At 65.0% G+C, this 22631-nt stretch carries 19 protein-coding genes and 4 tRNA genes; 16 read left to right on the forward strand and 7 right to left on the reverse strand.

Annotated features, from left to right (window positions below):
* The first annotated feature begins 56 nt into the window (after positions 1-56).
* The gene (locus I4484_RS10360) at positions 57-1301 is read left to right on the forward strand and encodes an FAD-binding oxidoreductase (protein ID WP_197450856.1); all 1245 of its coding nucleotides are present in this window, start codon (positions 57-59) and stop codon (positions 1299-1301) included.
* A gap of 24 nt (positions 1302-1325) precedes the next feature.
* Here I4484_RS10360 and I4484_RS10365 read toward each other — a convergent pair whose 3' ends face one another.
* Positions 1326-1754: a hypothetical protein gene (locus I4484_RS10365; RefSeq protein ID WP_197450857.1), complete on the reverse strand. Its 429-nt coding sequence runs from the start codon at positions 1752-1754 to the stop codon at positions 1326-1328.
* 147 nt (positions 1755-1901) lie between these two features.
* Between I4484_RS10365 and pyrC the strand changes: the two genes are divergently transcribed.
* Positions 1902-2942, forward strand: a complete 1041-nt coding sequence (pyrC, locus tag I4484_RS10370; protein ID WP_197450858.1) for a dihydroorotase — start codon at positions 1902-1904, stop codon at positions 2940-2942.
* Positions 2943-3189: 247 nt separating this feature from the next.
* Entirely contained in the window at positions 3190-4023 is an 834-nt protein-coding gene (locus tag I4484_RS10375) for a polysaccharide pyruvyl transferase family protein (protein ID WP_197450859.1), read from the forward strand.
* A gap of 45 nt (positions 4024-4068) precedes the next feature.
* Here the strand turns inward: I4484_RS10375 and mtnN are convergent, their stop codons facing one another.
* The 3 genes from mtnN to folD form a co-directional block, all read right to left on the reverse strand.
* Positions 4069-4800 (reverse strand): 5'-methylthioadenosine/S-adenosylhomocysteine nucleosidase, encoded by a 732-nt coding sequence (gene mtnN / locus I4484_RS10380; protein WP_197450860.1) that lies wholly within the window; start codon positions 4798-4800, stop codon positions 4069-4071.
* A 56-nt stretch (positions 4801-4856) separates the two neighbouring features.
* Positions 4857-5330 (reverse strand): S-ribosylhomocysteine lyase, encoded by a 474-nt coding sequence (locus I4484_RS10385; RefSeq protein WP_197450861.1) that lies wholly within the window; start codon positions 5328-5330, stop codon positions 4857-4859.
* 74 nt (positions 5331-5404) lie between these two features.
* On the reverse strand, positions 5405-6283 hold the full coding sequence (gene folD / locus I4484_RS10390; RefSeq protein WP_197450862.1) for a bifunctional methylenetetrahydrofolate dehydrogenase/methenyltetrahydrofolate cyclohydrolase FolD: 879 nt from the start codon (positions 6281-6283) through the stop codon (positions 5405-5407).
* A gap of 209 nt (positions 6284-6492) precedes the next feature.
* On the opposite strand from folD, the gene I4484_RS10395 reads away from it, so the two are divergent.
* The 11 genes from I4484_RS10395 to I4484_RS10445 all read left to right on the forward strand — a co-directional run bounded on the left by I4484_RS10395 (position 6493) and on the right by I4484_RS10445 (position 16914).
* A tRNA-Pro gene (locus I4484_RS10395) sits at positions 6493-6569 on the forward strand.
* Between the two features lie 67 nt (positions 6570-6636).
* A tRNA-Arg gene (locus I4484_RS10400) sits at positions 6637-6713 on the forward strand.
* 89 nt (positions 6714-6802) lie between these two features.
* Positions 6803-6877 (forward strand) — tRNA-His (locus I4484_RS10405).
* A gap of 30 nt (positions 6878-6907) precedes the next feature.
* A tRNA-His gene (locus tag I4484_RS10410) sits at positions 6908-6982 on the forward strand.
* 274 nt (positions 6983-7256) lie between these two features.
* Positions 7257-8609, forward strand: coding sequence for a trigger factor (gene tig, locus I4484_RS10415; RefSeq protein WP_197450863.1), 1353 nt, complete (start codon positions 7257-7259; stop codon positions 8607-8609).
* Positions 8610-8702: 93 nt separating this feature from the next.
* Positions 8703-9323 carry an ATP-dependent Clp endopeptidase proteolytic subunit ClpP gene (gene clpP, locus I4484_RS10420; RefSeq protein WP_197450864.1) on the forward strand — a complete coding sequence of 207 codons (621 nt, stop codon included), beginning with the start codon at positions 8703-8705 and terminating at the stop codon, positions 9321-9323.
* Between the two features lie 77 nt (positions 9324-9400).
* The gene (clpX, locus tag I4484_RS10425) at positions 9401-10678 is read left to right on the forward strand and encodes an ATP-dependent Clp protease ATP-binding subunit ClpX (protein ID WP_197450865.1); all 1278 of its coding nucleotides are present in this window, start codon (positions 9401-9403) and stop codon (positions 10676-10678) included.
* A gap of 151 nt (positions 10679-10829) precedes the next feature.
* Positions 10830-13232, forward strand: coding sequence for an endopeptidase La (lon, locus tag I4484_RS10430; RefSeq protein ID WP_197450866.1), 2403 nt, complete (start codon positions 10830-10832; stop codon positions 13230-13232).
* 177 nt (positions 13233-13409) lie between these two features.
* Positions 13410-13682, forward strand: coding sequence for an HU family DNA-binding protein (locus I4484_RS10435; protein WP_197447248.1), 273 nt, complete (start codon positions 13410-13412; stop codon positions 13680-13682).
* A 213-nt stretch (positions 13683-13895) separates the two neighbouring features.
* Complete coding sequence (locus tag I4484_RS10440) at positions 13896-15713, forward strand: SurA N-terminal domain-containing protein (RefSeq protein WP_197447249.1); 1818 nt, start codon at positions 13896-13898, stop codon at positions 15711-15713.
* A gap of 145 nt (positions 15714-15858) precedes the next feature.
* Complete coding sequence (locus I4484_RS10445; RefSeq protein WP_197447250.1) at positions 15859-16914, forward strand: GTP-binding protein; 1056 nt, start codon at positions 15859-15861, stop codon at positions 16912-16914.
* 9 nt (positions 16915-16923) lie between these two features.
* Here I4484_RS10445 and I4484_RS10450 read toward each other — a convergent pair whose 3' ends face one another.
* Positions 16924-17685: a UDP-2,3-diacylglucosamine diphosphatase gene (locus tag I4484_RS10450; RefSeq protein WP_197447251.1), complete on the reverse strand. Its 762-nt coding sequence runs from the start codon at positions 17683-17685 to the stop codon at positions 16924-16926.
* Positions 17686-17763: 78 nt separating this feature from the next.
* Positions 17764-18273: a peptidylprolyl isomerase gene (locus I4484_RS10455; protein WP_197447252.1), complete on the reverse strand. Its 510-nt coding sequence runs from the start codon at positions 18271-18273 to the stop codon at positions 17764-17766.
* A 154-nt stretch (positions 18274-18427) separates the two neighbouring features.
* Here I4484_RS10455 and I4484_RS10460 point away from each other — a divergent pair, with 154 nt between their 5' ends.
* Positions 18428-20107, forward strand: a complete 1680-nt coding sequence (locus tag I4484_RS10460; protein ID WP_197447253.1) for a glutamine--tRNA ligase/YqeY domain fusion protein — start codon at positions 18428-18430, stop codon at positions 20105-20107.
* Between the two features lies 1 nt (position 20108).
* Positions 20109-21515, forward strand: coding sequence for a cysteine--tRNA ligase (cysS, locus tag I4484_RS10465; RefSeq protein ID WP_197447254.1), 1407 nt, complete (start codon positions 20109-20111; stop codon positions 21513-21515).
* A gap of 53 nt (positions 21516-21568) precedes the next feature.
* On the opposite strand, the gene I4484_RS10470 is transcribed toward cysS, so the two are convergent.
* Positions 21569-22555: a DUF1853 family protein gene (locus tag I4484_RS10470; RefSeq protein WP_197447255.1), complete on the reverse strand. Its 987-nt coding sequence runs from the start codon at positions 22553-22555 to the stop codon at positions 21569-21571.
* Between the last annotated feature and the right edge of the window lie 76 nt (positions 22556-22631).

Raw genomic sequence — 22631 nt, forward strand, 5'->3', positions numbered from 1 at the left:
CTGGGCGCTCGTTCCGGCACTTGCGCCGGAGGCGACTGGCCAACTGGAGGAGTGGCATGTCTCGTCAAACCGTCGTTCTGGGTGCCGGCATGGTCGGCGTCTCCATCGCCTGGCACCTGGCCCGTCGCGGCCGTTCGGTGCTACTGGTGGATCGTCGTCCGCCAGGGCGGGAGACCTCATACGGCAACGGCGGTCTGATCCAGCGTGAGGCGGTGCGCCCGTATACGTTTCCGCGCGAGGTCGGCAAGCTGCTCAGCGCACTGCCCAATCGCCGGGTGGACATTCGCTACCGGGTGAGCGGCATGCTGACCTATGCCGGGCCGCTGTTCGACTATTGGCGCTACTCGTCGCCACGCCATTATGAGCGCATCGCCGACGAGTACGCTTCGCTGATCGCGCTCTCCACCGAGGAGCACGCCCCCATGATCGAGGCGGCGGGGGCGGCCGACCTGATCGGCAAGGAGGGGTGGTTGGAAGTGCACCGCAGCCAGGCCGAGCTCGAGCGCCGCCGGCGTGAGGCAGAAGATGCCGCCAGGCGTTTCGGGGTGACCCACGTTTTTCTCGATGCCGAGGGGCTGGCCGGCCGCGAGCCTGGGCTGAGTGCCGATCTGGCCGGGGCGATTCACTGGACCAACTCGTGGAGCGTGGCCGACCCCGGTGCTCTGGTGACGGCCTATGCCGCCAGTTTCCAGCAGCAGGGAGGCGAGTTCCTGCAGGCGACCCTCGAGCGCGTCAGCCCGGCCGGCCAGGGCTGGCATGTCGAGACGGATAGCGGCAGCCACGAGGCCGACGAGGTGGTAGTGGCGCTGGGTCCCTGGGCCGGTGAGTGGCTCAGGAGGCTGGGCTACCGGCTGCCGATCTTCGTCAAGCGCGGCTACCACATGCACTATGGCGCCGCGGAGGGGCGGCGGCTGCGTCACTGGATCGCCGATGCCGACATCGGCTACATCCTGGCGCCGATGCGGGCGGGCATCCGCCTGACGACCGGGGCCGAGCTGGCCCGCATCGATGCGCCTCCCTCCCGGGGCCAGTTGGATGCCGCGGAGCGCAAGGCGCGCGAGCTTTATCCCGCTTTGGGTGGGCGCCTGGAAGCGGAGCCCTGGAAGGGGGCCCGTCCCTGCCTGCCGGACATGAAGCCGGTGATCGGGCCGGCGCCACGCCACAAGGGGTTGTGGTTCGCCTTCGGTCACGGTCATCAGGGCTTCACCATGGGGCCGGTGACGGGACGATTGATGGCGGAAATGATGGAGGGGGAACCTGCTACCGTGGACATGTCGCCGTTTCGGGCGGATCGCTTCTGACTGTTACTGTGCCGGCAGGCGTCATCACGCGCGGCGCCGGCGTCGACGTCGGCGCCACTGGTGATGTGCGAACTTGATCACCAGCGTCATCACGTAGACCACCCAGCCGGCGCTGGCGAGCACGTTGAACAGCAGCATCTTCTGCTGGCCGCTCATCGGGGCGAACAGGGTCTCGATGAGCACCCCGAACAGCAGGGCGAGCGCCATCGGGAGGGCGAGGATGTGCATCCACATCTCGGTGCGCCGCTTGCGCACATGGTAGCGGCTCAGGTGGATGCGAAAGGGGCGATGCATGAAGCTGACCAGAATCATTGCGCCGAGGGCGAGCATGGCAGCCAGGGTGGGTTCTACGCTGTCCAACCGGGCCGAGATGCTGATCGACCAGAAGAAGACGATCCACATCAGTCCGGCCAGAATGGCGACGATATCGGCGTAGTGGCGAACCCGGGGCATTGGCAGCGTCTCTCACGGCAAAATCGGCGTCGATGATACGGTAAATCGGCGTTCGTTGCTGCCATCGGGGCAACTTTCTCGACGCTCGGTCGGCTCTCCCCGGTATAATCGGAGTCTCGACATTCATGCTGACCGACAGGAAATGCCGTGACCGCTATTACCCTGACTCGTCCCGACGACTGGCATCTTCATCTGCGTGACGGAGAGGTGCTCCAGGCCGTGGTGCCCGCGACTGCCCGGCAGATGGGCCGCGCGATCATCATGCCGAACCTCAAGCCGCCGGTCACCACCACCGAGCAGGCCTTGCGCTACCGCGAGCGGATCCTGGCGGCACGGCCCGAAGGGTCGGCCTTCGAGCCGTTGATGACGCTCTACCTCACTGACAATACCCCGGCCGAGGAGATCGAGCGTGCCGTCGCCAGTGGCCGGGTCCATGCGGTGAAGCTCTATCCGGCCGGGGCGACCACCAATTCCGATTCGGGGGTCACCGACCTGGCCCACTGCGACGCCGCGATCGCCGCCATGGCAAGGCTGGGGCTGCCGCTGCTGGTCCACGGCGAAGTCACCGATGCCGAGATCGACATCTTCGATCGCGAAGCCGTCTTCATCGAGCGCGTGATGAAGCCGCTGCTCGAGCGTCATCCCTCCCTCAAGGTGGTGTTCGAACACATCACGACCGGCGATGCGGCCGAGTTCGTCGCGCGGGCTCCGGCCAACGTGGCGGCGACGATTACCGCCCATCACCTTTTGTTCAACCGCAACCACATGCTGGTCGGCGGCATCCGCCCGCACTACTACTGCTTGCCGATCCTCAAGCGGGAGCGGCATCGCGAGGCGCTGCTGGCGGCCGCCACCTCGGGCAGCGGCAAGTTCTTCCTCGGCACCGACAGCGCTCCCCATGCCCAGGGCGACAAGGAGTCGGCCTGCGGTTGCGCCGGCGCCTATACCGCCCCGGCGGCGATCGAACTCTATGCCACGGCGTTCGAGCAAGCCGGGGCGCTGGACCGTCTCGAGGGCTTTGCCAGCCACTTCGGGCCGGACTTCTACGGCCTGCCGCGCAACACCGACGCCATTACCCTGGTACGCGAGGAGTGGACGTTGCCGGCATCGCTGCCCTATGCCGACGGCCAGCGCATCGTGCCGCTGAAGGCAGGGGAGACGCTGACCTGGAGGCTGCGCGACTCGTGACGCTGGCTCCCCTCCGGTGTGGCTGCCCCATCCGTTGAAATTTCCGGTCAAGCATTGCCGGGTGAGCTATGGTTAATGAGCGCAGGATGCGCTCGATCTTCGTATACCAAGGTTGCCATTGAGGTGCCTGGCGGTTCCGCTGCCGGGTATCGGTGGTCAGTCTTGCGCAGAGAACCGACACAGGATGAAAAAATGGACTCCCAGGCGGGCGCGTAGGGTCTCTCGGAGCTTTGTCGAACTGGCGCTCTTGCTGACCGTCGCCAAGGGAAAGATCCCGGTCGTGTATTTCGACAAGTTGCTCAATGTCGGGGACGCGATCACGCCTTTTCTGGTCCGGCAGCTCACCGGCAAGGATGTTTACCGAGTCCACTCGAACTCGGTCGTTCACCTGCTGGGAGTCGGGAGCATCATCCACCAGGCTAGAAGTCGCAGCCTGGTGTGGGGCAGTGGGCTCATCGATCCGGAGTGGCTGCCAAGGCGCGACGCCCTGAAGCATGCCAGGTTCGTGGCCCTGAGAGGCCGGCTCACCCAGCAGCTGCTGGCCGCCAAGGGTGCGGACGTGTCAGCGTCGGTGCTCGGGGATCCGGCGCTCATCGTACCTCTGCTCTACCAGCCTTCTCGCAGCGGTCGAAAATTCCGCATCGGATTGGTGCCCCACTACGTGGATCAGGACAGTCCGGTGGTCCGCTACATGGCGAAACTCCCCGGCGTCCGACTGATCGACGTGAGGCAGCAGCCCGAGCCGTTCATCGATGCGCTCAACCAATGCGATTCGATCATCTCGTCGTCGTTGCACGGGCTCATCCTTGCGGATTGCTACCGAATCCCCAACCTTTGGGTGCGATTCTCCGATGGCATCACCGGGGGGCAGTTCAAGTTCCAAGACTACTACAGCACCACGGACGCACCGCACACCCGCGTCATGCCGGTCGCGGATCGGGCAGCGGCCGATGCTTGCATGTCGGCCTTGCCAGAGCAGGCCGGTGTTGCCCAGTACCTGGGCGATCCGTTACAGCTGGCTGCCGCTTTTCCCTTCTCCGAATTCGGATGGCGACATGGCGATGCGTGGGGCCAATCGTGAAGGCTGTCGTCTGACATGCCCCCTTGACCGACCCATTGCCAGGGTTCAGCCAATGGCGGGCTCGGGTTCCACCTGCGGAGCGAGTCGCGCGATCATTGCCTCGACCATGCGCGCCGAATGGACGGCGGCCTTTTCCAGGAACTGTTCGAACGATAGATGGTTGTCACTGCCGCCGGCGATGTCGGAGAGCGAGCGGACGACCACGAAGGGACAGCCGTAGAGGTGGCAGGTCTGGGCGATGGCCGCGGCCTCCATTTCGGCCGCGAGCATGGTCGGGAAGCGCGAGCGGGTCTTGCTGACCAGTTCCGGACAGGCCATGAAGACATCACCGGTGGCGATCAACCCCTCGACTACCCTGACTTCGCCCAGCGCCTCGACGCACTCGCGGGCAAGCTTGACCAGGCGCTCATCGGGCCGATAGGCGGCGGGCATCTGTGGCACCTGGCCGTGCTCGTAGCCGAACACCACGGCGTCCACGTCGTGATGGCGCACCTCGCTGGAAACCACCACATCGCCGATCTCGAGCCCTTCACCGAAGCCGCCCGCCGAGCCGGTATTGATGATGGCCTCGGGCCGGTAGACGTCGAGCAGCAGGGTGGTGCCGATGGCGGCGTTCACCTTGCCGATGCCCGATTGCAGGATCACCACGTCGACCCCGTGCAGCCTGCCGTGGTGGAAGGTGCAGCCGACGTGGGTGCGGGTGCGGCGCTCTTCCAACAGCGAGGCGAGATGCTCCACCTCCTGGGCCATGGCGCCGATGATGCCGATGCGTTTCATCGTGTCTTGCATTCTCCGGTGAGCGGCGCAGGGCGCCGTCGGGCTGTGGCCCGGGCTCAGGCCTCGTCGGCGAAGACCTGGGTCCACTCTTGGCGCTTGGCCAGGAAGCCGCGGGCGATCTGCTTGGCGCCCTCCAGGCTGTGGCTGGCCGCCCAGCCGCACTGGACTTCGTTGCAGGCCGGGACCTCGCTGGCTACCAGCACGTCCTCCAGCGTCTTCTGCAGCAGGTTCAGCACGTCGTCGTAGTCGTCGTGGTTGATCAGAGCGACATAGAAGCCGGTCTGGCAGCCCATCGGGCTGATATCAACGATGCGGTCCGAATGGTTGCGCGACAGTTCGGCCATCAGGTGCTCGAGGGAGTGCAGCGCCGGCATCTCCATGTGCTCGCGATTGGGTTGGCAGATGCGCATGTCGTACTTGTGGATACGGTCGCCATTGAGCCCGGTCTTGATATCGGCCAGGCGCACGTAGGGGGCTTGCACCTTGGTGTGATCAAGGTTGAAGCTTTCGACGTTCATCTTGTCGCTCATGGGCGGCCTCGCGGCAGGTAGGAAACAGGGAGCGCGCATTCTAGCCGAGCGGCGCGCCCGTGTCAGGCCGTGTTTCAGAGTGTCGGGAGTTCCTGCTCCATGGCGTCATGCCGCTCGGCGGCATAGAGCGTGTTCTCCAGTAGCGAGGCGACGGTCATCGGCCCCACGCCGCCCGGCACCGGCGTGATCCAGGCGGCTCGCTCCGCGGCCGGGCCGAACTCGACGTCGCCGACCAGGCGGCCATCCTCCTCGCGGTTGATCCCCACGTCGATGACGATCGCGCCTTCGCGTACCCACTCGCCCTTGACCAGTCCCGGCTTGCCCACCGCCACCACCAGCAGTTCGGCGCGGCGCACGTGCGACTCCAGGTCCCGGGTGAAGCGATGGCAGACGGTGGTGGTGCAGCCTGCCAGCATCAGCTCCAGCGCCATGGGACGGCCGACGATGTTGGAGGCGCCGACCACGGTGGCATCCAGGCCTCGCACCTTCAGGCCCTGGGCCTGGAGCAGCGTCATGACACCCTTGGGCGTGCAGGGGCGCAGTACCGGCAGGCGCTGGGCCAGGCGACCCAGGTTGTAGGGGTGGAAGCCGTCCACATCCTTGTGCGGCAGGATGCGCTCGAGGAGGGGGCGAGAATCGAGGTGGGCCGGCAAGGGCAGCTGCAGCAGGATCCCGTCGATGCGGGGGTCGGCATTGAGCTCGTCGATCAGGCGCTCGAGCGCCTGCTGGCTGGTATCGCTGGGCAGCGTATGCCGGAAGGAGAGGATGCCCGCCTGCTCGCAGGCGCGGTGTTTATTGCTGACGTAGACGTGGGAAGCCGGGTCCTCGCCCACCAGGACGACGGCGAGGCCAGGGATGCGCTTGCCCTCGGTGCGACGCGTCTCGACCTGGCGTGCAACCTGTTCGCGGACCTGCGCGGCAATGGCCTTGCCATCGATGAGTTGGGCGGTCATCGGTTCTCCCCCGTGATGTGTGCTGTTGAGCGGCGCTGGCGAGGCCGTCTGCGGAATGCGAAGGGTGCCGATTTTCGCATGCCGTGCCCGCGAGGCAAAGCGCAAAAGCCTCGTTGCGTCAGGAAGCTATTGACCACGGTTGATTCTCGCGTAGAATACGCAGCGCTCGGCGAGGCCCGTCTGGGCCTCGTGGGCCGTGCGAAGGCCGGCGGGGTGTAGCGCAGTCTGGTAGCGCGCCTGCTTTGGGAGCAGGATGTCGGGGGTTCGAATCCCTCCACCCCGACCACAACCTTCTGTTTATGCTAAAGAAATGGCGAAGCGGGGTTGCGGTCGGAGGCCATGGAACGTAGAATGCGCCCATAGCTCAACCGGATAGAGCAACGGCCTTCTAAGCCGTAGGTTGCAGGTTCGAGTCCTGCTGGGCGTGCCAGTTTGGCGTGGTCCTGGCGGATGAGTCGAGCATCGGTTTGGGCGTGGCGTTTTGCAAGAGCGCGGCTTTTTGCCGCTCGTGTCGATATGGTGGATGTAGCTCAGTGGTAGAGCCCCGGATTGTGGCTCCGGTGGTCGTGGGTTCGATCCCCATCATCCACCCCAATCGACGCCTCGTGGTTCATTTCTGCAATGGTGGATGTAGCTCAGTGGTAGAGCCCCGGATTGTGGCTCCGGTGGTCGTGGGTTCGATCCCCATCATCCACCCCATTGCACCCTCGGTATCTCCTAGTCCTTTCTTTACCTTTTCTTTTTTCCTGTTGCCGGGCGAGCCAGCTCGTTCGGGTAGTGGTGCCGTCGTCACGGCCTTGGCTCGAAATGGCGGGTGGCGGCGCGTCACGTTAGCCGTGCAGAGCCCTTGTAAAATGCCAGATCGCCCCCATCCTGAGGGCGTAACGCTTGCCAGCGTAGGGCGGGATTCTTAGAATCTCTCTTTTACATTCCGCACTTTTCAAGAACGCCCCCAGTCGGTAGAGGACCATTCATGCAAGTTTCCGTCGAAACGACCTCCCAGATCGAGCGCCGTGTCACGTTCCAGGTGCCGGCCGCTGAGGTCGACGAGGCCGTCGAAGCCCGCCTCAAGGACACGGCGAAGAACATTCGCCTCAACGGTTTCCGCAAGGGTCGGGTACCCATGTCCGTGGTGCGCCAGCGTTACGGCCGCGGCGTGCGTGACGAGGTCGTGGGCGAGCTGATGCGTGAGCGTTATGTGCGTGCCATCACCGAGCAGAACCTCAATCCGGCCGGCTTCCCGAGCATCGAGCCCAAGGTCGACCAGGCCGGCAAGGACCTGGAGTTCGTGGCCTCTCTCGAGGTTTACCCCGAGATCGAGCTCGCTTCGGTCGAGGGTACCGAGGTCGAGCGCCCCGTGGTGCAAGTGAGCGACGCCGATCTCGAAGAGATGATCGAGACCCTGCGCAAGCAGAACGCGTCCTGGGAAGAGGTCGACCGCGCCGCCGAAGAGGGCGATCAGGTCAAGATCGACTTCCAGGGCTTCCTCGGCGACGAACCCTTCGAAGGCGGCAGTGCCGAGGGACATGAGCTGGTGCTGGGCTCCGGCAACTTCATTCCTGGCTTCGAGGACCAGCTCGCCGGTGCCAAGGCGGGTGAGGAGAAGGTGATCAAGGTCACTTTCCCCGAGGACTACCAGGCCGAGCATCTGGCCGGCCAGGAAGCCACCTTCAAGGTCAAGGTGCACGCGGTGAAGGGGCGTGCCCTGCCGGACGTCGACGAGGCGTTCATCAAGCGCTTCGGCGTCGAGGACGGCGATCTCGAGAAATTCCGCGCCGAAGTGAAGAAGAACATGACGCGCGAGGCCAAGCAGGCCGTCGACAACCGCGTCAAGCAGCAGGTCCTCGAGGCGCTGAAGAAGGCCAACGACATCCCGGTGCCGCAGGCGCTGGTGCAGCAGGAGACCGACGCGCTCAAGCGCCAGGCGGCGCAGCAGTTCGGCCTGGGCGAGGATTTCGACGTGTCCCAGCTGCCCAATGAGCTGTTCACCGAGCAGGCCAAGGGTCGCGTTCAGGTCGGCCTGCTGCTGGCCGAGGTGATCAAGGCCCACGAGCTCGACGCCAGCGACGACGAGATCCGCGCCAAGGTCGAGGAGCTTGCCGAGCAGTACCAGGAGCCGCAGCAGGTCATTGACTACTATATGGGCAACGATCAGCTCAAGACTCAGGTCAAGTCGGCTATCCTCGAAGAGAAGGCCGTCGACAAGCTGCTGGAGCAGGCCACCGTCAAGGACGTGGAGATGAGCTACCAGCAGGCGCTGGCCGCCGCTCAGCAGGGCGAGCAGGACGAAGAGGCCGAGGAAGGCGAGCAGGCAGCCAACGGCTGATTCGGCGGCGTGAGCCAACACCTGCCGGTCGCAGAGGTGGCGATCGGCAGGTGGGAAACGCTTCCATTCATCGGATGCAAGGACATCACACTGATGAGCAACGAGTTCGAGACCCGGAACGCCGGCGGCCTGGTGCCGATGGTGGTAGAGCAGAGCGCGCGCGGCGAGCGGGCCTATGACATCTACTCCCGGCTGCTGAAGGAGCGGGTAATCTTTCTGGTGGGGCCGGTGGAAGACCACATGGCCAACCTGATCGTGGCGCAGCTGCTCTTCCTTGAATCCGAGAATCCGGACAAGGACATTCACCTCTACATCAATTCTCCGGGCGGTGCCGTTACCGCCGGGATGTCGATCTACGACACCATGCAGTTCGTCAAGCCCGACGTCTCCACCGTCTGCATTGGCCAAGCGGCCAGCATGGGGGCGCTGTTGCTGGCTGGCGGTGCTGCGGGCAAGCGCTACTCGCTGCCCCACTCGCGCATGATGATCCACCAGCCGCTGGGGGGTTACCAGGGGCAGGCATCGGACATCGAGATCCATACGCGCGAGATCCTGGGTATCCGGGACAAGCTCAACCGTATCCTCGCCCACCATACCGGGCAGGATATCGAGACCATCGCTCGAGACACCGACCGCGACAATTTCATGAGCGGTTCCCAGGCGGTGGAGTACGGCCTGATCGATGCCGTACTGGATAAGCGGCCCACATCCTGATAGCGTGAAATCAGGCACGCTTCAACTACGTGATTAGCGGCGGCCGACCAGGCCGCCGAAGTGACAGAGGTACGCGAATGGCCGACGGCAAAGGCAAGGACGAAGGCGGCAAGCTGCTCTACTGCTCGTTCTGCGGGAAGAACCAGAATGAAGTGCGCAAGCTGATTGCAGGCCCGTCCGTTTATATCTGCGACGAGTGTGTCGACCTGTGCAACGACATCATTCGCGAGGAAGTTCTCGATGCCGATGCCGAGAGCGATGAGGAGCGTCTGCCCGTTCCCCGCGAGATTCGTCGCACCCTGGACGAATACGTGATTGGCCAGGACCGCGCCAAGACGGTGCTGTCCGTGGCGGTCTACAACCACTACAAGCGTCTTCGCGCCGGGATCAAGGGCGATGACGTGGAGCTCGGCAAGTCCAATATCCTGCTCATCGGTCCTACCGGCAGCGGCAAGACCCTGCTGGCCGAGACCATGGCGCGCCTGCTCAACGTGCCGTTCACCATCGCCGATGCCACCACCCTGACAGAAGCGGGCTACGTCGGCGAGGACGTCGAGAACATCATCCAGAAGCTGCTGCAGAAGTGCGACTACGATGTGGAGAAGGCCCAGCGCGGCATCGTCTACATCGACGAGATCGACAAGATCTCGCGCAAGTCGGACAACCCTTCGATCACCCGCGACGTGTCGGGCGAGGGCGTGCAGCAGGCCCTGCTCAAGCTGATCGAAGGCACCACGGCTTCCGTGCCGCCGCAGGGCGGGCGGAAGCACCCGCAGCAGGAGTTCCTGCAGGTCGATACCGGCAACATCCTGTTCATCGTCGGCGGCGCCTTCGCCGGGCTGGACAAGGTGATCCGCGATCGTGCCGAGAAGGGGGGCATCGGCTTCAGCGCAGTGGTGAAGAGCAAGGACGAGACCAAGGGCGTGGGTGACCTGCTCGCCGACGTCGAACCCGAGGATCTGGTCAAGTTCGGCCTGATTCCTGAGTTCGTCGGCCGCCTGCCGGTCATCGCCACGCTGACCGAGCTCAACGAGGATGCGCTGATCCAGATCCTCACCGAGCCCAAGAATTCTCTGGTCAAGCAGTACGCCCGCCTGTTCGACATGGAGGGGGTCGAGCTGGAGTTTCGGGAGGACGCCCTGCGGGCCGTGGCGGCCAAGGCCATGGCGCGCAAGACCGGTGCCCGTGGGCTGCGCTCCATTCTCGAATCGGTGCTGCTCGACACCATGTACGAAATTCCTTCCATGGAGGGGGTCTCCAAGGTGGTCATCGATGCCTCGGTCATCGCCGGCGAAAGCGAGCCGCTGCTGATCTATTCGCAGCAGGAGCAGCGAGTCGACGGTACTGACGGCTGAGGCCCGGCGGCCTCTGCTGCCATGCCCAGACGGAAGGGGGTCGCTCGGGCGGCCCCTTTTCACGTTCGCCGACGCATCTTCCCTTGCAATGGCAGCGGCGTGCCCCCATCCCCCCCTGTATACACCGATTTCTGTTTGAGGAACGTCTGCGATGCAGCAGAACGCCGTTCAGACCTTGAGTCTGCCCCTACTCCCTCTGCGCGACGTGGTCGTCTATCCGCAGATGGTGATCCCGCTGTTCGTCGGCCGCGAGAAGTCGATCCAGGCGCTCGACGCCGCGATGGCCGCCGACAAGCGCGTGCTGCTTGTCGCCCAGCGCGAGGCCGGCCAGGACGACCCCGGCACCGACGACCTCTTCACCATTGGCACCGTTGCCGAGATCATGCAGCTGCTCAAGCTGCCCGACGGCACCGTCAAGGTGTTGATCGAAGGGGTCTCGCGCGCCGACCTGCGTGAAGTCCACCATACTGACGGCCACAGCGTGGCCGAGGCAGTGCTGCGCGACAGCGAGCCGCTGAACGAGCGCGAGCAGGAGGCGCTGGTGCGGGTCCTGCTCAATCAGTTCGAGCAGTACGTCAAGCTCTCCAAGAAGGTTCCCAACGAGGTTCTCAACTCGCTGTCGGGCATCGAAGACCCCAGCCGTCTGGTCGATACCATTTGCGCTCACCTCTCGCTCAAGATCCAGGACAAGCAGCAGCTGCTCGAGATGGATCGCGTGCGTGAGCGCATCGAACACCTGATGGCGCTGATCGAGTCGGAGATCGACCTGCTGCAGGTGGAGAAGCGCATCCGCTCCCGGGTCAAGGACCAGATGGAGAAGTCGCAGCGCGAGTACTACCTCAACGAGCAGATGAAGGCCATCCAGAAGGAGATGGGCGAGCTCGAGAACGTGCCCAACGAAGCCGAGAAGTACGAGAAGGCGATCGAAGAGTCGGGCATGCCGAAGGAGGCGCGCGACAAGGCGGTGCAGGAACTGGGCAAGCTCAAGATGATGTCGCCGAGTTCCGCCGAGGCCACGGTGGTACGCTCCTACCTCGATTGGCTGGTGTCGGTGCCGTGGAAGAAGCGCACCCGGGTACGGCACGACCTGGTGCATGCCCACAGGGTGCTGGACGAGGACCACTATGGCCTCGAGGAAGTGAAAGAGCGCATTCTCGAGTACCTCGCCGTGCAGAAGCGGGTCAAGAAGCTCAAGGGGCCGGTGCTGTGCCTGGTGGGGCCCCCGGGGGTGGGCAAGACTTCGCTCGGTCAGTCGATCGCCCGTGCCACCAACCGCAAGTACGTACGCCTGGCGCTGGGCGGCGTGCGTGACGAATCGGAGATCCGGGGGCACCGCCGCACCTATATCGGCTCGCTGCCTGGCAAGCTGATCCAGCGCATGAGCAAGGCCGAGGTCAAGAACCCGCTGTTCCTGCTCGACGAGGTCGACAAGATCGGCATGGACCATCGTGGCGACCCCGCCTCGGCGCTGCTGGAGGTGCTCGACCCGGAGCAGAACGACAAGTTCAACGACCACTACCTCGAGCTGGACTACGACCTCTCCGAGGTGATGTTCATCTGTACCGCCAACTCGATGAACATCCCGGGGCCGTTGCTGGACCGCATGGAGGTCATCCGCCTGCCCGGCTACACCGAGGACGAGAAGCTGGCCATCGCCCGCCGCTACCTGGTGCCCAAGCAGCTCAAGGCCAACGGCTTCAAGGATGACGAACTCTCCTTCTCCGACGAGTCGCTGCTCGAGCTGATCCGCTACTACACCCGCGAGGCGGGGGTTCGCGAGCTCGAAAGGCAGATCGCCAAGGTGTGCCGCAAGGTCCTGCGCGAGCGGCTCGAGTACGAGGGCAAGGGCGCTCAGGCGCCGGCGCTGCTCTCGGCGGCGGACATCGAGAGCTACGCCGGCGTGCGTCGCTACAGCTACGGCCTGGCGGACAAGGAGGACCAGGTGGGGCGCGTCACGGGCCTGGCCTGGACCTCCGTGGGTGGCGAGCTGCTCAACATCGAGTCGGTGGTCACGCCGGGCAAGGGGCGTATCAACAAGACGGGGTCGCTGGGCGACGTGATGAAGGAATCCGTCAGTGCGGCGCATACCGTCGTGCGCGCCCGCGCCGCGACGCTGGGCATCGACCCCGAGCGCTTCGAGAAGGAGGACCTGCACATCCACGTGCCCGAGGGCGCCACGCCCAAGGATGGCCCCAGCGCGGGTATCGCCATGGTCACCGCCATGGTGTCGGCCTATACCGGGCGGCCCATCCGCTGCGACCTGGCCATGACCGGAGAAGTGAACCTGCGTGGCGAGGTGATGCCGATCGGTGGGCTAAAGGAGAAATTGCTGGCGGCCCGGCGCGGTGGTATAAAGACCGTGCTCATTCCGGAAGAGAACCGCCGGGACCTCAAGGAGGTACCGGATAATATCAAGGACGCGCTGGATGTCCGGCCCGTTCGTTGGATCGACGAAGTGCTGGAGTCGGCCCTGGCTGAAAGGGCCGCCAATGGTGGGGAAGAATCACGAACGGAAGATTCGGCTTCTTCTTCCAGCATGATCAGTACACATTAACGATAAATACTGCGTCATACTTGGGAGAAGAATCCTTGTATGACGCGGTTTGGCGCCGCAGTTGCTTGACACCTCTTTTGCAGCATTGCTATAAACTGGCAGCCATGCTGTGATCGAGTTGCCAGGCGAAAGGCACGCCGATTAGAGCCATTTTCCGAAACAGTCAAGGGGTGAAGTGTGAACAAATCCGAGCTGATCGAAGCCATCGCCGCGTCTGCCGATATTCCCAAGGCCGCTGCGTCTCGCGCACTGGATGCCATGGTCGACACCGTCTCCGAAAGCCTCAAGAAAGGTGACACCGTGTCTCTCGTCGGATTTGGTACTTTCTCGGTGAAGGAGCGTGCCGCCCGCACCGGCCGCAACCCGCAGACAGGCCAGCCGATCCAGATCAGTGCAGCCAAGGTACCGACGTTCAAGGCTGGCAAGGCGCTCAAGGACTCCGTGAACTGAGTCAAGGGGTCATTTGCGCCGAAGGCCCGAGCGCGAGCGAAGCAACTCGGCAGCAAACGATCAGGCGCATCGCTTCGGCGGTGCGCCTTCTTTTTTTCGCCTTGGTGGCGCCGCCATCGTCGAGGAGGGCCGGGCCGGCGTGATGGCCCGCGACGGCCCGGCCCCGTATAATACGGCGCCACAGCCAGCCAATAACCAGCAATCGAGGCCTGCATGCTGCAAAGTATTCGTGACCGCTCCAGAAGCTGGGGCGCCAAGATCATCGTGGCTGCCGTGGTAGTCACCATGGCACTGTTCGGTATCGAGTCCCTGGTCGGGCTGTTCGGCGGTGGGGGCGATGAAGTCGCCAAGGTCAATGGCCAGACCATCACCCGCCAGGAGCTGGAAATGGAAGTGCAGCGTGCGATCCGCTCCGGCCAGGTTCCGCCGGAGCAGGAGCGGGCCCTGCGTGGCCAGGTGCTCGACGAGATGATCGGTGAGCGGCTGCTGCTGACGTTTGCCGAAGACGGGGGGCTCTATCTTTCCGACGAGCAGCTCGACCAGGTGATCGTGACCCTGCCCGAGTTTCAGGATCAGCGCGGCCGCTTCGATACCGAGCTGTTCCGCAATCGCCTGGCGAGTGCCGGCTTCACGCCGAACTCGTTCCGCGCGGCGCTGCGTGTCGACCTCAAGCGTCAGCAGCTGCAGCAGGGCCTCGCGGTCAGCGACTTCGTTCTCGACAGTGAGCGCGAGGCGCTGGCATCGCTGCAGCGGCAGGTTCGCAGCTTCCGCTACTACGTGCTGGGAGCCGAGGAGCTCGACGAGCCCGTGAAGGTCAGCGACGCGGATCTCGAGGCCTATTACCAAGAGAACCGCGAGCGCTATCAGCGCCCCGAGCAGGTTCGCCTCGAGTACGTCATCGTCGACCGTCAGCAGATGGCCGAACAGGTCGATGTCGACGAGGAGGCGATTCGCCAGGCTTGGGAGGAGCGTGGTCGCGACGCCGATCGTCGCGTGTCGCATATCATGGTGACGTTCGATGGCGAGCGCAGCCGCGACGAGGCAGTAGCACGCCTCGAGGAGGTGCGCGAGCGTCTTGCCGATGGCGAGTCATTCGAAGATCTCGCGCTTCAGTACTCCGACGATCCTTCGACGGCCGAGCAGGGGGGTGACCTGGGCATGATCAGCCGCGGCTTCTTCGGCGATGCGTTCGATGAAGCGGCCTTCGCGCTTTCGCCGGGCCAGGTGTCCGGCATCGTGGAGACCGACAACGGCCTGCATCTGGTCAAAGTCACCGAGCTGGACCAGGCCCCACTCGAGGAGGTGCGCGACGACCTGGCGCGCGGGCTGGCGCTCGAGCAGGTGAACGACGAATACAATCGCCGGGTCCAGGCCCTCATCGACGAGAGCTTTGCGGCCGACGACCTTGCCAGCGTAGCCGATAGCCTGTCGCTCGAGCTGCACGAGAGCGACTGGGTGTCGCGTGACGGGGGCGATGGCGTGCTTTCCGAGCCGGGCGTCATGAGCGAGGCCTTCAGCGAAGACGTGCTGGTGGAAGGCTTCAATAGTGAGGTGATAGAGCTCGACGAGGATCGCCGCATGGTGCTGCGTGTGGCCGGGCATCGCGAGGCGACGGTATTGCCGCTCGATGAAGTGCGGGAGCGTGTGGCGGCCGCCGTGGAGCAACGCAAGCAGCGCGAGGCGCTGCTCGATGTGGCCAGGCAACGGGTCGAGCGCCTGCGCGACGGTGAAGAGCTCGACCTCGACTGGCAGCAGGTCGAGCAGGCGACCCGGCAGCAGGACAATGTGCCGCGGTCCGTCCTGCAGACTGCCTTCCGGCTCCCTCATCCGCAGGGGGACGAGGCCGTCTATGGCCATACCAGCGACAGTGAGCGGGTCACGCTGATCGCGCTGGACAGCGTAGGGGCCGGAGAGACCGACGAGCAGACCGAGGCGTTCGTCGCACGCATGGCACAGCAGCTGCGTGCCCAGGCGGCCATCCAGGGGCTGCGCAATCACTTGCGTGAGACCGCCGAGATCGAGCGTTACTGACCCGTTGGGTAAGGAAAAAGGGAGGGCATTAGCCCTCCCTTTTTTCGATGCCGCCTTTATACCGTTATCTTGTGATACGCACCATTGTGCCCCTGCGATGTCGAATATGTTACTCTGTAACGATTTCGAGTCAGCAGGTTCTCCCATGAGTGCACCCCCTCTCGCAGCGATTCCCGTCCATTTGTTCACCGGCTTCCTTGGTAGCGGCAAGACCACCCTGATCCGCCGCTTGATCGAACAGAAGCCGGAGGAGGAGCGCTGGGCGATTCTGATCAACGAGTTTGGCCAGGTCGGCATCGACCAGGCCATGTTCGAGGCGCGTGACGACGTCATCGTCAAGGGGCTTCCCGGTGGCTGCCTGTGCTGCCAGCTGGCCTTCGTGCTGCAGGCGACCCTGATCAACCTGCTGCATCGACACCGTCCCGATCGCGTCGTCATCGAACCGTCCGGGCTCGGGCATCCGGCCGGGCTGCTCGACGTGCTGCGCGGCGAAAGCTTTGCCGACGTGCTCGACCTGCGCGATATCGTGGTACTGCTTGATCCGGCGCGGCTCGACGACCCGCGTGCACGTGAGCACGAGACCTTCAATGACCAGTTGGCCCTGGCCGATGCGGTGGCCTTGACCATGGGCGATCGGGCGACACCCGAGCAGCAGGAGGCCGCCCGGCGGCACGTCGAGACGTTGTGGCCGCCGAAGAAGTGGGTGGCCCAGGCCGACCATGGCGAGCTGCCGCTGGCGCTGCTGCTGGCAAGCGGGCGGCACCGGAAGGAGGCGGCGCGCCGGGGAAGCGGTGGCCATGACGCGCTTCGCGACGCGGCGCGCCAGGTGGTGTTTCTGGATGGCTTCGCCGAGGCCAAGCCACAGCCAGGAGAGCCGCGCCAGGAGCGAGGCACGGCGCTTGGCTACGACACCTTGAGCTGGCGCTGGTCTCCGCAGGATGTCTTCGATCTCGACCGCTTGACCCGAGTGCTGGACCGGCTGCCCTCCAGGATGAGGGTGAAAGGGGTGCTGCATACCGACGCGGGTTGGAAACTCTACAACCGGGGGGAGGGGGCGGCAAGCCTGGCTACCTGCGCCTGGCGCCAGGACTCGCGTCTGGAACTGATCGCCGAGACGGGGCTCATGCCGCCGGCCGAGGAGACCCTCGCGGCCCTGCAGGCGTGCCGCCTGCAGGGCCGGGGGAGCGATGAGCAGCGCTGAGAGCGTTGGTTAGAGTGTGACCTGACGCAGCACCGGGTCGCCGTCAGGTCCGATCTCGACTTCCCAGCCGTGGTCGGGCTGCCAGTCGCCGAGCACGATGCGCCGGGCGGGCTGCTCGTCGATCTCGAGTGCATGGACCGCGGGGCGGTGCGTGTGGCCGTGGATCAGCGTGGTGACGCCATGGTCGCGCATGGTGCGTACCACCTCCGCCGGGGTGACATCCATGATGTCCTCGGCCTTGTTGGAATTCGCTTCGCCCGATTGCTGGCGCAACTGGGCGGCCAGTTGGATGCGGTCGGCCAGCGGCATGGCGAGGATCTGTTCCTGCCAGGCCGGACTGCGCGCCTGGCGGCGAAAGGCCATGTAGGCTTCGTCGCGGGTGCACAGGCTGTCGCCGTGCATGAGCAGGACCGGTTCGTCGGCGAAGCGCAGCACGGCCGGATCGGTGACCAGCTTGGCGCCGGCTGCGCTGGCGAAGCGGTGGCCAAGCAGAAAGTCGCGATTGCCGTGCATCAGGTAGATGGCAGTGCCTTCATCGGCGAGCCTGCGTAGCGCGCCGGCCACGCGGATGGCCAGTGCGGCGTTGCCAGTGGGATCCTGGTCGACATGATCGAGCAGATCGTCGCCGATCCAGGCCTCGAAGAAGTCACCCAGGATGTAGAGCGCATCCGCGCCGCTGGCCCGTCGCGCGAGCCAGTCGAGAAAGCCTTCGGTGACCTCGGGGGCGTCGGGGTGAAGGTGCAGGTCGGAGATCAGCAGGGTGGTGGACATGACCGTGTCTCGCTGGCTCGGGCGAACGGAAGGGAAACGAAAGGCACGCCCTGCGGTGGGCGTGCCGGAAGAGGGCGATCAGCTGTCGCTGGCCTCGTCCTTGACGTAGGCGCGCTTGATGATCACGTCCTCGGCGGGGACGTCGGCATGCATGCCGCGGCGCGTGGTGTCCACGGCGGTGATGCGTCCCACCACGTCCATGCCTTCGACGACTTCGCCGAATACGCAGTAGCCCCACCCCTGGATCGACTTGCCGCTATGGTTGAGGAAGTCGTTGTCGGCCACGTTGATGAAGAACTGCGCGGTGGCGGAGTGCGGATCCTGGGTGCGGGCCATGGCCAGGGTGCCGGTCAGGTTCTTCAGGCCGTTGTCGGCCTCGTTCTCGATTGGGTCATGGGTGGGCTTCTGGTTGAAGTCCTGGTCGAAGCCGCCGCCCTGGATCATGAATCCGGGAATCACGCGGTGGAAGAGGGTACCGTCGTAGTGCCCTTCGCGAACGTACTGTTCGAAGTTGGCCGCGGTCTTGGGCGCCTGGTCGTGATTCAGGGCGACGGTGATGTCGCCGAAGCTGGTCTCGAGAATGATCATCGAAGTTTTCCTGTCAGAGGGAGCGCGCCTTGGCGCCGTGCATGGGCGTGGCGTTATAATAGCGGTTTTGCATCGATGCGCGAAGCGCACCGGGCCCATCGATACCGAGGCCCCTTCCCGATTCGCGACCCAACCAGAGGTTTGCCGCAACGACATGAGCAGCGAAAACGCCAGTGCGCCGAATTTCATCCGCAACCAGATCCGCGACGAGATCCAGGCCGGCCGTGCCGACAAGGTCGTGACCCGTTTCCCGCCGGAACCCAACGGTTTCCTGCACGTGGGACACGCCAAGTCGATCTGTCTGAATTTCGGGCTGGCCGAGCAGTTCGGCGGAGACTGTCACCTGCGCTTCGACGACACCAACCCGGCCAAGGAGGAGCAGGCCTACATCGATGCCATCAAGGCGGACGTCAGCTGGCTCGGCTTCGAGTGGGCCGGTTCGGTACGCTATGCGTCCGACTATTTCGATCAGCTCTATGCCTGGGCGCAGCACCTGGTTCGCGAGGGCAAGGCCTACGTTGACGATCTCTCCCCCGACGAAATGCGTGAGTACCGCGGCACCCTGACCGAACCGGGGCGCCCCAGCCCGTGGCGCGAGCGCAGCGTGGAGGAGAATCTCGACCTGCTCGAGCGCATGCGCGCCGGCGAGTTCAACGAAGGGGAGCGGGTGCTGAGGGCCAAGATCGACATGGCCTCGCCCAACATCAACCTGCGCGACCCGATCCTCTACCGTATTCGCCATGCCCATCACCACCAGACCGGCGACAAGTGGAAGATCTACCCCTCCTACGATTTCGCCCACGGCCAGTCCGATGCCATCGAGGGGGTGACCCACTCCATCTGCACCCTGGAGTTCGAGGACCACCGTCCGCTCTATGAGTGGTTCCTCGACAACCTGCCGGTGCCGGCCAAGCCGCGTCAGATCGAGTTCGCCCGGCTCAACATGAATTACACCCTGACCTCCAAGCGCAAGCTCAAGCTGCTGGTGGACGAGGGTATCGTCGACGGCTGGGACGACCCGCGCATGCCGACCATCTCGGGCATGCGTCGGCGCGGCTACACCCCGGCCTCGATCCGCAAGTTCTGCGAGATGATCGGCGTGACCCGCGCCGACGGCGGGCTGGTCGACATCGCCATGCTCTACCACGCCATCCGTTCGGACCTCGAGGACAACGCGCCGCGCGCCATGTGCGTGCTCAACCCGCTCAAGGTGGTGCTGACCAACGTGGCCGAGGACCACGAGGAAGTCTACGAGGTGCCGGGACATCCCGCCCGGGAGGACATGAGCCTGCGCCGGGTGCCGTTCACCCGCGAACTCTACATCGACCGCGACGACTTCATGGAGGAGCCACCCAAGAAGTTCTTCCGCCTGGCGCCGGGGCAGGAGGTGCGCCTGCGCAACTCCTACGTGATCCGTTGCGACGAGGTGGTCAAGGACGCCGCTGGCGGGATCGAGGAGCTGCGCTGCTCGGTGGATTTCGACACCCTGGGCAAGAACCCGGAAGGGCGCAAGGTCAAGGGTGTGATCCACTGGGTCAGCGCGACCCATGCGGTGCCCATGGAGGTACGCCTCTACGACAACCTGTTCCTGGTCGAGCAGCCCGACAAGGACAAGGACGCCGATTTCCTCGAGCATCTCAACCCCGAGTCGCTCAAGGTCTGTCAGGCCATGGGCGAGCCCAGCCTGGCCGAGGCGTCACCCGAGTCGCGCTTCCAGTTCGAGCGCGTGGGCTACTTCTGTGCCGACCGCCACGCCTGTCGCGACGGCAAACTGGTGTTCAACCGTACCGTTGGGCTGAAGGACAGCTGGGCGAAGATACAGAAGAAGGGCTGACATGCAGATCTACAACACGCTGACGCGGCGCAAGGAGACGTTCAGTCCGATCGAGCCGGGCAAGGTGCGCATGTACGTCTGCGGCATGACCGTCTATGACTACTGCCACCTGGGCCATGCGCGGGTGATGGTGGCCTTCGATGTGGTCACCCGCTACCTGCGCTGGCGTGGCTACGATGTCACCTACGTGCGCAACATCACCGACATCGACGACAAGATTCTCAAGCGCGCAGACGAGAACGGCGAGAGCATCACGGCGTTGACCGAGCGCATGATCGCTGCCATGCACGAGGACGAGACGCGCCTCGGCGTGCTGCGTCCGGATCACGAGCCGCGTGCCACCGGGCACGTGCCCGAGATCATCGCCATGGTCGAGACCCTGATCACCAAGGGCTATGCCTACCCGGCCGACAACGGCGATGTCTACTACCGGGTGCGCAAGTTCGAGGGCTACGGCAAGCTCAACAACCGCAAGCCGGACGAGATGCGCGCCGGCGCCCGGGTCGAGGTCGACGAACACAAGGAGGATCCGCTCGACTTCGTGCTGTGGAAGGCGGCCAAGCCGGGTGAGGCGAGCTGGCCTTCGCCCTGGGGCGAGGGGCGCCCCGGTTGGCACATCGAGTGTTCGGCGATGTCGACCTGCTGCCTGGGTGAGACGTTCGACATCCACGGCGGCGGGCCGGACCTGACCTTCCCGCATCACGAGAACGAGATCGCCCAGTCCGAGGCGGCCACCGGCAAGCCCTACGTCAACACCTGGATGCACGCCGGGGCGGTACGGGTGAACCAGGAGAAGATGTCCAAATCGCTGGGCAATTTCTTCACCATCCGCGAGGTGCTCGAGGTTCACGATCCGGAGGTGGTGCGCTACCTGCTGGTGGCCAGCCACTACCGCAGCCCGATCAACTACGCCCCCGAGTCGCTGGCCGAGGCGCGCAAGTCGCTGGAGCGTTTCTACACCGCTCTCGACGGTATCGCGCTCCAGGATGTCGGGGGCGCGAGGGGCGAGGTCGATAGCCGCTTCGACGAGCGCTTCAGCGCCGCCATGGACGACGACTTCAACACGGCCGAGGCCCTCTCGGTGCTGTTCGAGCTGGCCCGAGAACTGAATCGCGCCAAGGCGGAAGCGCCCGGCGAGGCTGCCCCCCTGGCCGCCGAGCTGCGTCGCCTGGGCGGGGTGCTGGGGCTGTTCGGCCAGGAGCCAGCCCGTTTCCTCAAGGGCGGCCAGGCGGCACTGCCGTTGAGCGAAGAGGAGATCGAGGCGCGCATCGCCCAACGGGCCGAGGCCAAGCAGGCCAGGGACTTCGCTGCCGCCGATGCCATCCGCGATGAGCTGGCGGCACTCGGCATCGTGCTCAAGGATTCCCGGGAGGGGACGAGCTGGGTCTTCGAGTCGCCGAAACCCTAACGGAGCTTCAAGGTCTCTGCGCCCGGCTTCGGCCGGGCGCAGTCGTGTCCGGGTCAGGCAGGCGGCCGAGGGGGCAGCGGTATCTGCAGCGGCCAGCTGTCGTCCACGATGAACAGGCGTTGATGACGGCGCCCGCGAGCGAGGGGGCCGAGCAGCGCTATCTGCACCGGTGCGGCAGGGCGGGAGAAGTGCTGCGCCAGGCGTGCTTCGACGTCGCGCAGTGGCACGAACGCCTCGTCCCGCGGCAGCGCCAGCCAGTGGGGCTTGACCAGCCAGGCCGAGCGCGTGTCGCGGGCCAGGCCGTCGCGCAGGCGCGGCCAGTCGCCCCAGCGGAGCCAATGGCCGCGCAGGTGGGCGGTTGCCGCCTCGAGTGGCGCCGGCATGGGCGCCTGCCAGGGGTAGAAGAGCACGCCCGGTATCGCCAGCTGGCGCCGGATGACGACCTCTCGGGAAGGGCCGAGGTCGCGCGGGTGGGTGTGCTGGCGAATCGTCGTGCGCGTTTCGACTCGCTCCGTCAGGCGCAGCTGATGGCGGTCGAGATGCTCACGCTTGGTGGCCAGGCTGTCGGCGCCGCCGGGGCCGATCCAGCGCGCCTGGCCATTGTCCGGCCCCGGTCCTGCGGGCAAGCCGAGGTAGAACTTGATGGCCACCTCGAGATGCACCGGCGTCGGGTCGTCGAGTCGCCGATAGAGCAGGTCGAGTTCACCCAGGGTGCGCTTGCCCTCATGTATCCTCAGGTTGCTGGCGAGCAGGCGAGTGCCCGGTGCGGCGTCGAGCAGGTACTGCCACAGCCGCTCGTGGTAGTGACCCATGCGACCGTCGACCGTATTGCCCACCCGGCGCTCCAATGCCTGGGGGTTGGCTTCGCATTCATCGAGCCAGTCGCCCAGGCGATCATCGCCCGCCAGGCCCAGGTCCGCACGGCTGGGGCGCCCCGGCCAGGGGGTGCGGATCAGGTCGGGCGCCAGCACGATCCACGCCAGGTCGCGCACCAGCGGGTGATGACATCGGGCGAGCAGGGCGGCATCGTCCTCGGACATGGTGGGCCTGTGGTTCCGCGTTGAGATCGGGGTCTGACAGTCAAACTGTACACGCCTTATACTCTACTGACATTCA

Source organism: Halomonas sp. SS10-MC5, assembly GCF_015992245.1.
GTDB lineage: Bacteria > Pseudomonadota > Gammaproteobacteria > Pseudomonadales > Halomonadaceae > Halomonas > Halomonas sulfidoxydans.

Coding starts and splice junctions, on each gene's coding strand:
- mtnN (WP_197450860.1), bottom strand. CDS start 4,800: ATGAAACGCATCGGCATCATCGGCGCCATGGCCCAGGAGGTGGAGCAT.
- cysS (WP_197447254.1), top strand. CDS start 20,109: ATGCAGATCTACAACACGCTGACGCGGCGCAAGGAGACGTTCAGTCCG.
- tig (WP_197450863.1), top strand. CDS start 7,257: ATGCAAGTTTCCGTCGAAACGACCTCCCAGATCGAGCGCCGTGTCACG.
- clpX (WP_197450865.1), top strand. CDS start 9,401: ATGGCCGACGGCAAAGGCAAGGACGAAGGCGGCAAGCTGCTCTACTGC.
- I4484_RS10460 (WP_197447253.1), top strand. CDS start 18,428: ATGAGCAGCGAAAACGCCAGTGCGCCGAATTTCATCCGCAACCAGATC.
- I4484_RS10455 (WP_197447252.1), bottom strand. CDS start 18,273: ATGATCATTCTCGAGACCAGCTTCGGCGACATCACCGTCGCCCTGAAT.
- lon (WP_197450866.1), top strand. CDS start 10,830: ATGCAGCAGAACGCCGTTCAGACCTTGAGTCTGCCCCTACTCCCTCTG.
- folD (WP_197450862.1), bottom strand. CDS start 6,283: ATGACCGCCCAACTCATCGATGGCAAGGCCATTGCCGCGCAGGTCCGC.
- I4484_RS10440 (WP_197447249.1), top strand. CDS start 13,896: ATGCTGCAAAGTATTCGTGACCGCTCCAGAAGCTGGGGCGCCAAGATC.
- I4484_RS10360 (WP_197450856.1), top strand. CDS start 57: ATGTCTCGTCAAACCGTCGTTCTGGGTGCCGGCATGGTCGGCGTCTCC.
- I4484_RS10450 (WP_197447251.1), bottom strand. CDS start 17,685: ATGTCCACCACCCTGCTGATCTCCGACCTGCACCTTCACCCCGACGCC.
- clpP (WP_197450864.1), top strand. CDS start 8,703: ATGAGCAACGAGTTCGAGACCCGGAACGCCGGCGGCCTGGTGCCGATG.
- I4484_RS10385 (WP_197450861.1), bottom strand. CDS start 5,330: ATGAGCGACAAGATGAACGTCGAAAGCTTCAACCTTGATCACACCAAG.
- I4484_RS10470 (WP_197447255.1), bottom strand. CDS start 22,555: ATGTCCGAGGACGATGCCGCCCTGCTCGCCCGATGTCATCACCCGCTG.
- I4484_RS10445 (WP_197447250.1), top strand. CDS start 15,859: ATGAGTGCACCCCCTCTCGCAGCGATTCCCGTCCATTTGTTCACCGGC.
- I4484_RS10365 (WP_197450857.1), bottom strand. CDS start 1,754: ATGCCCCGGGTTCGCCACTACGCCGATATCGTCGCCATTCTGGCCGGA.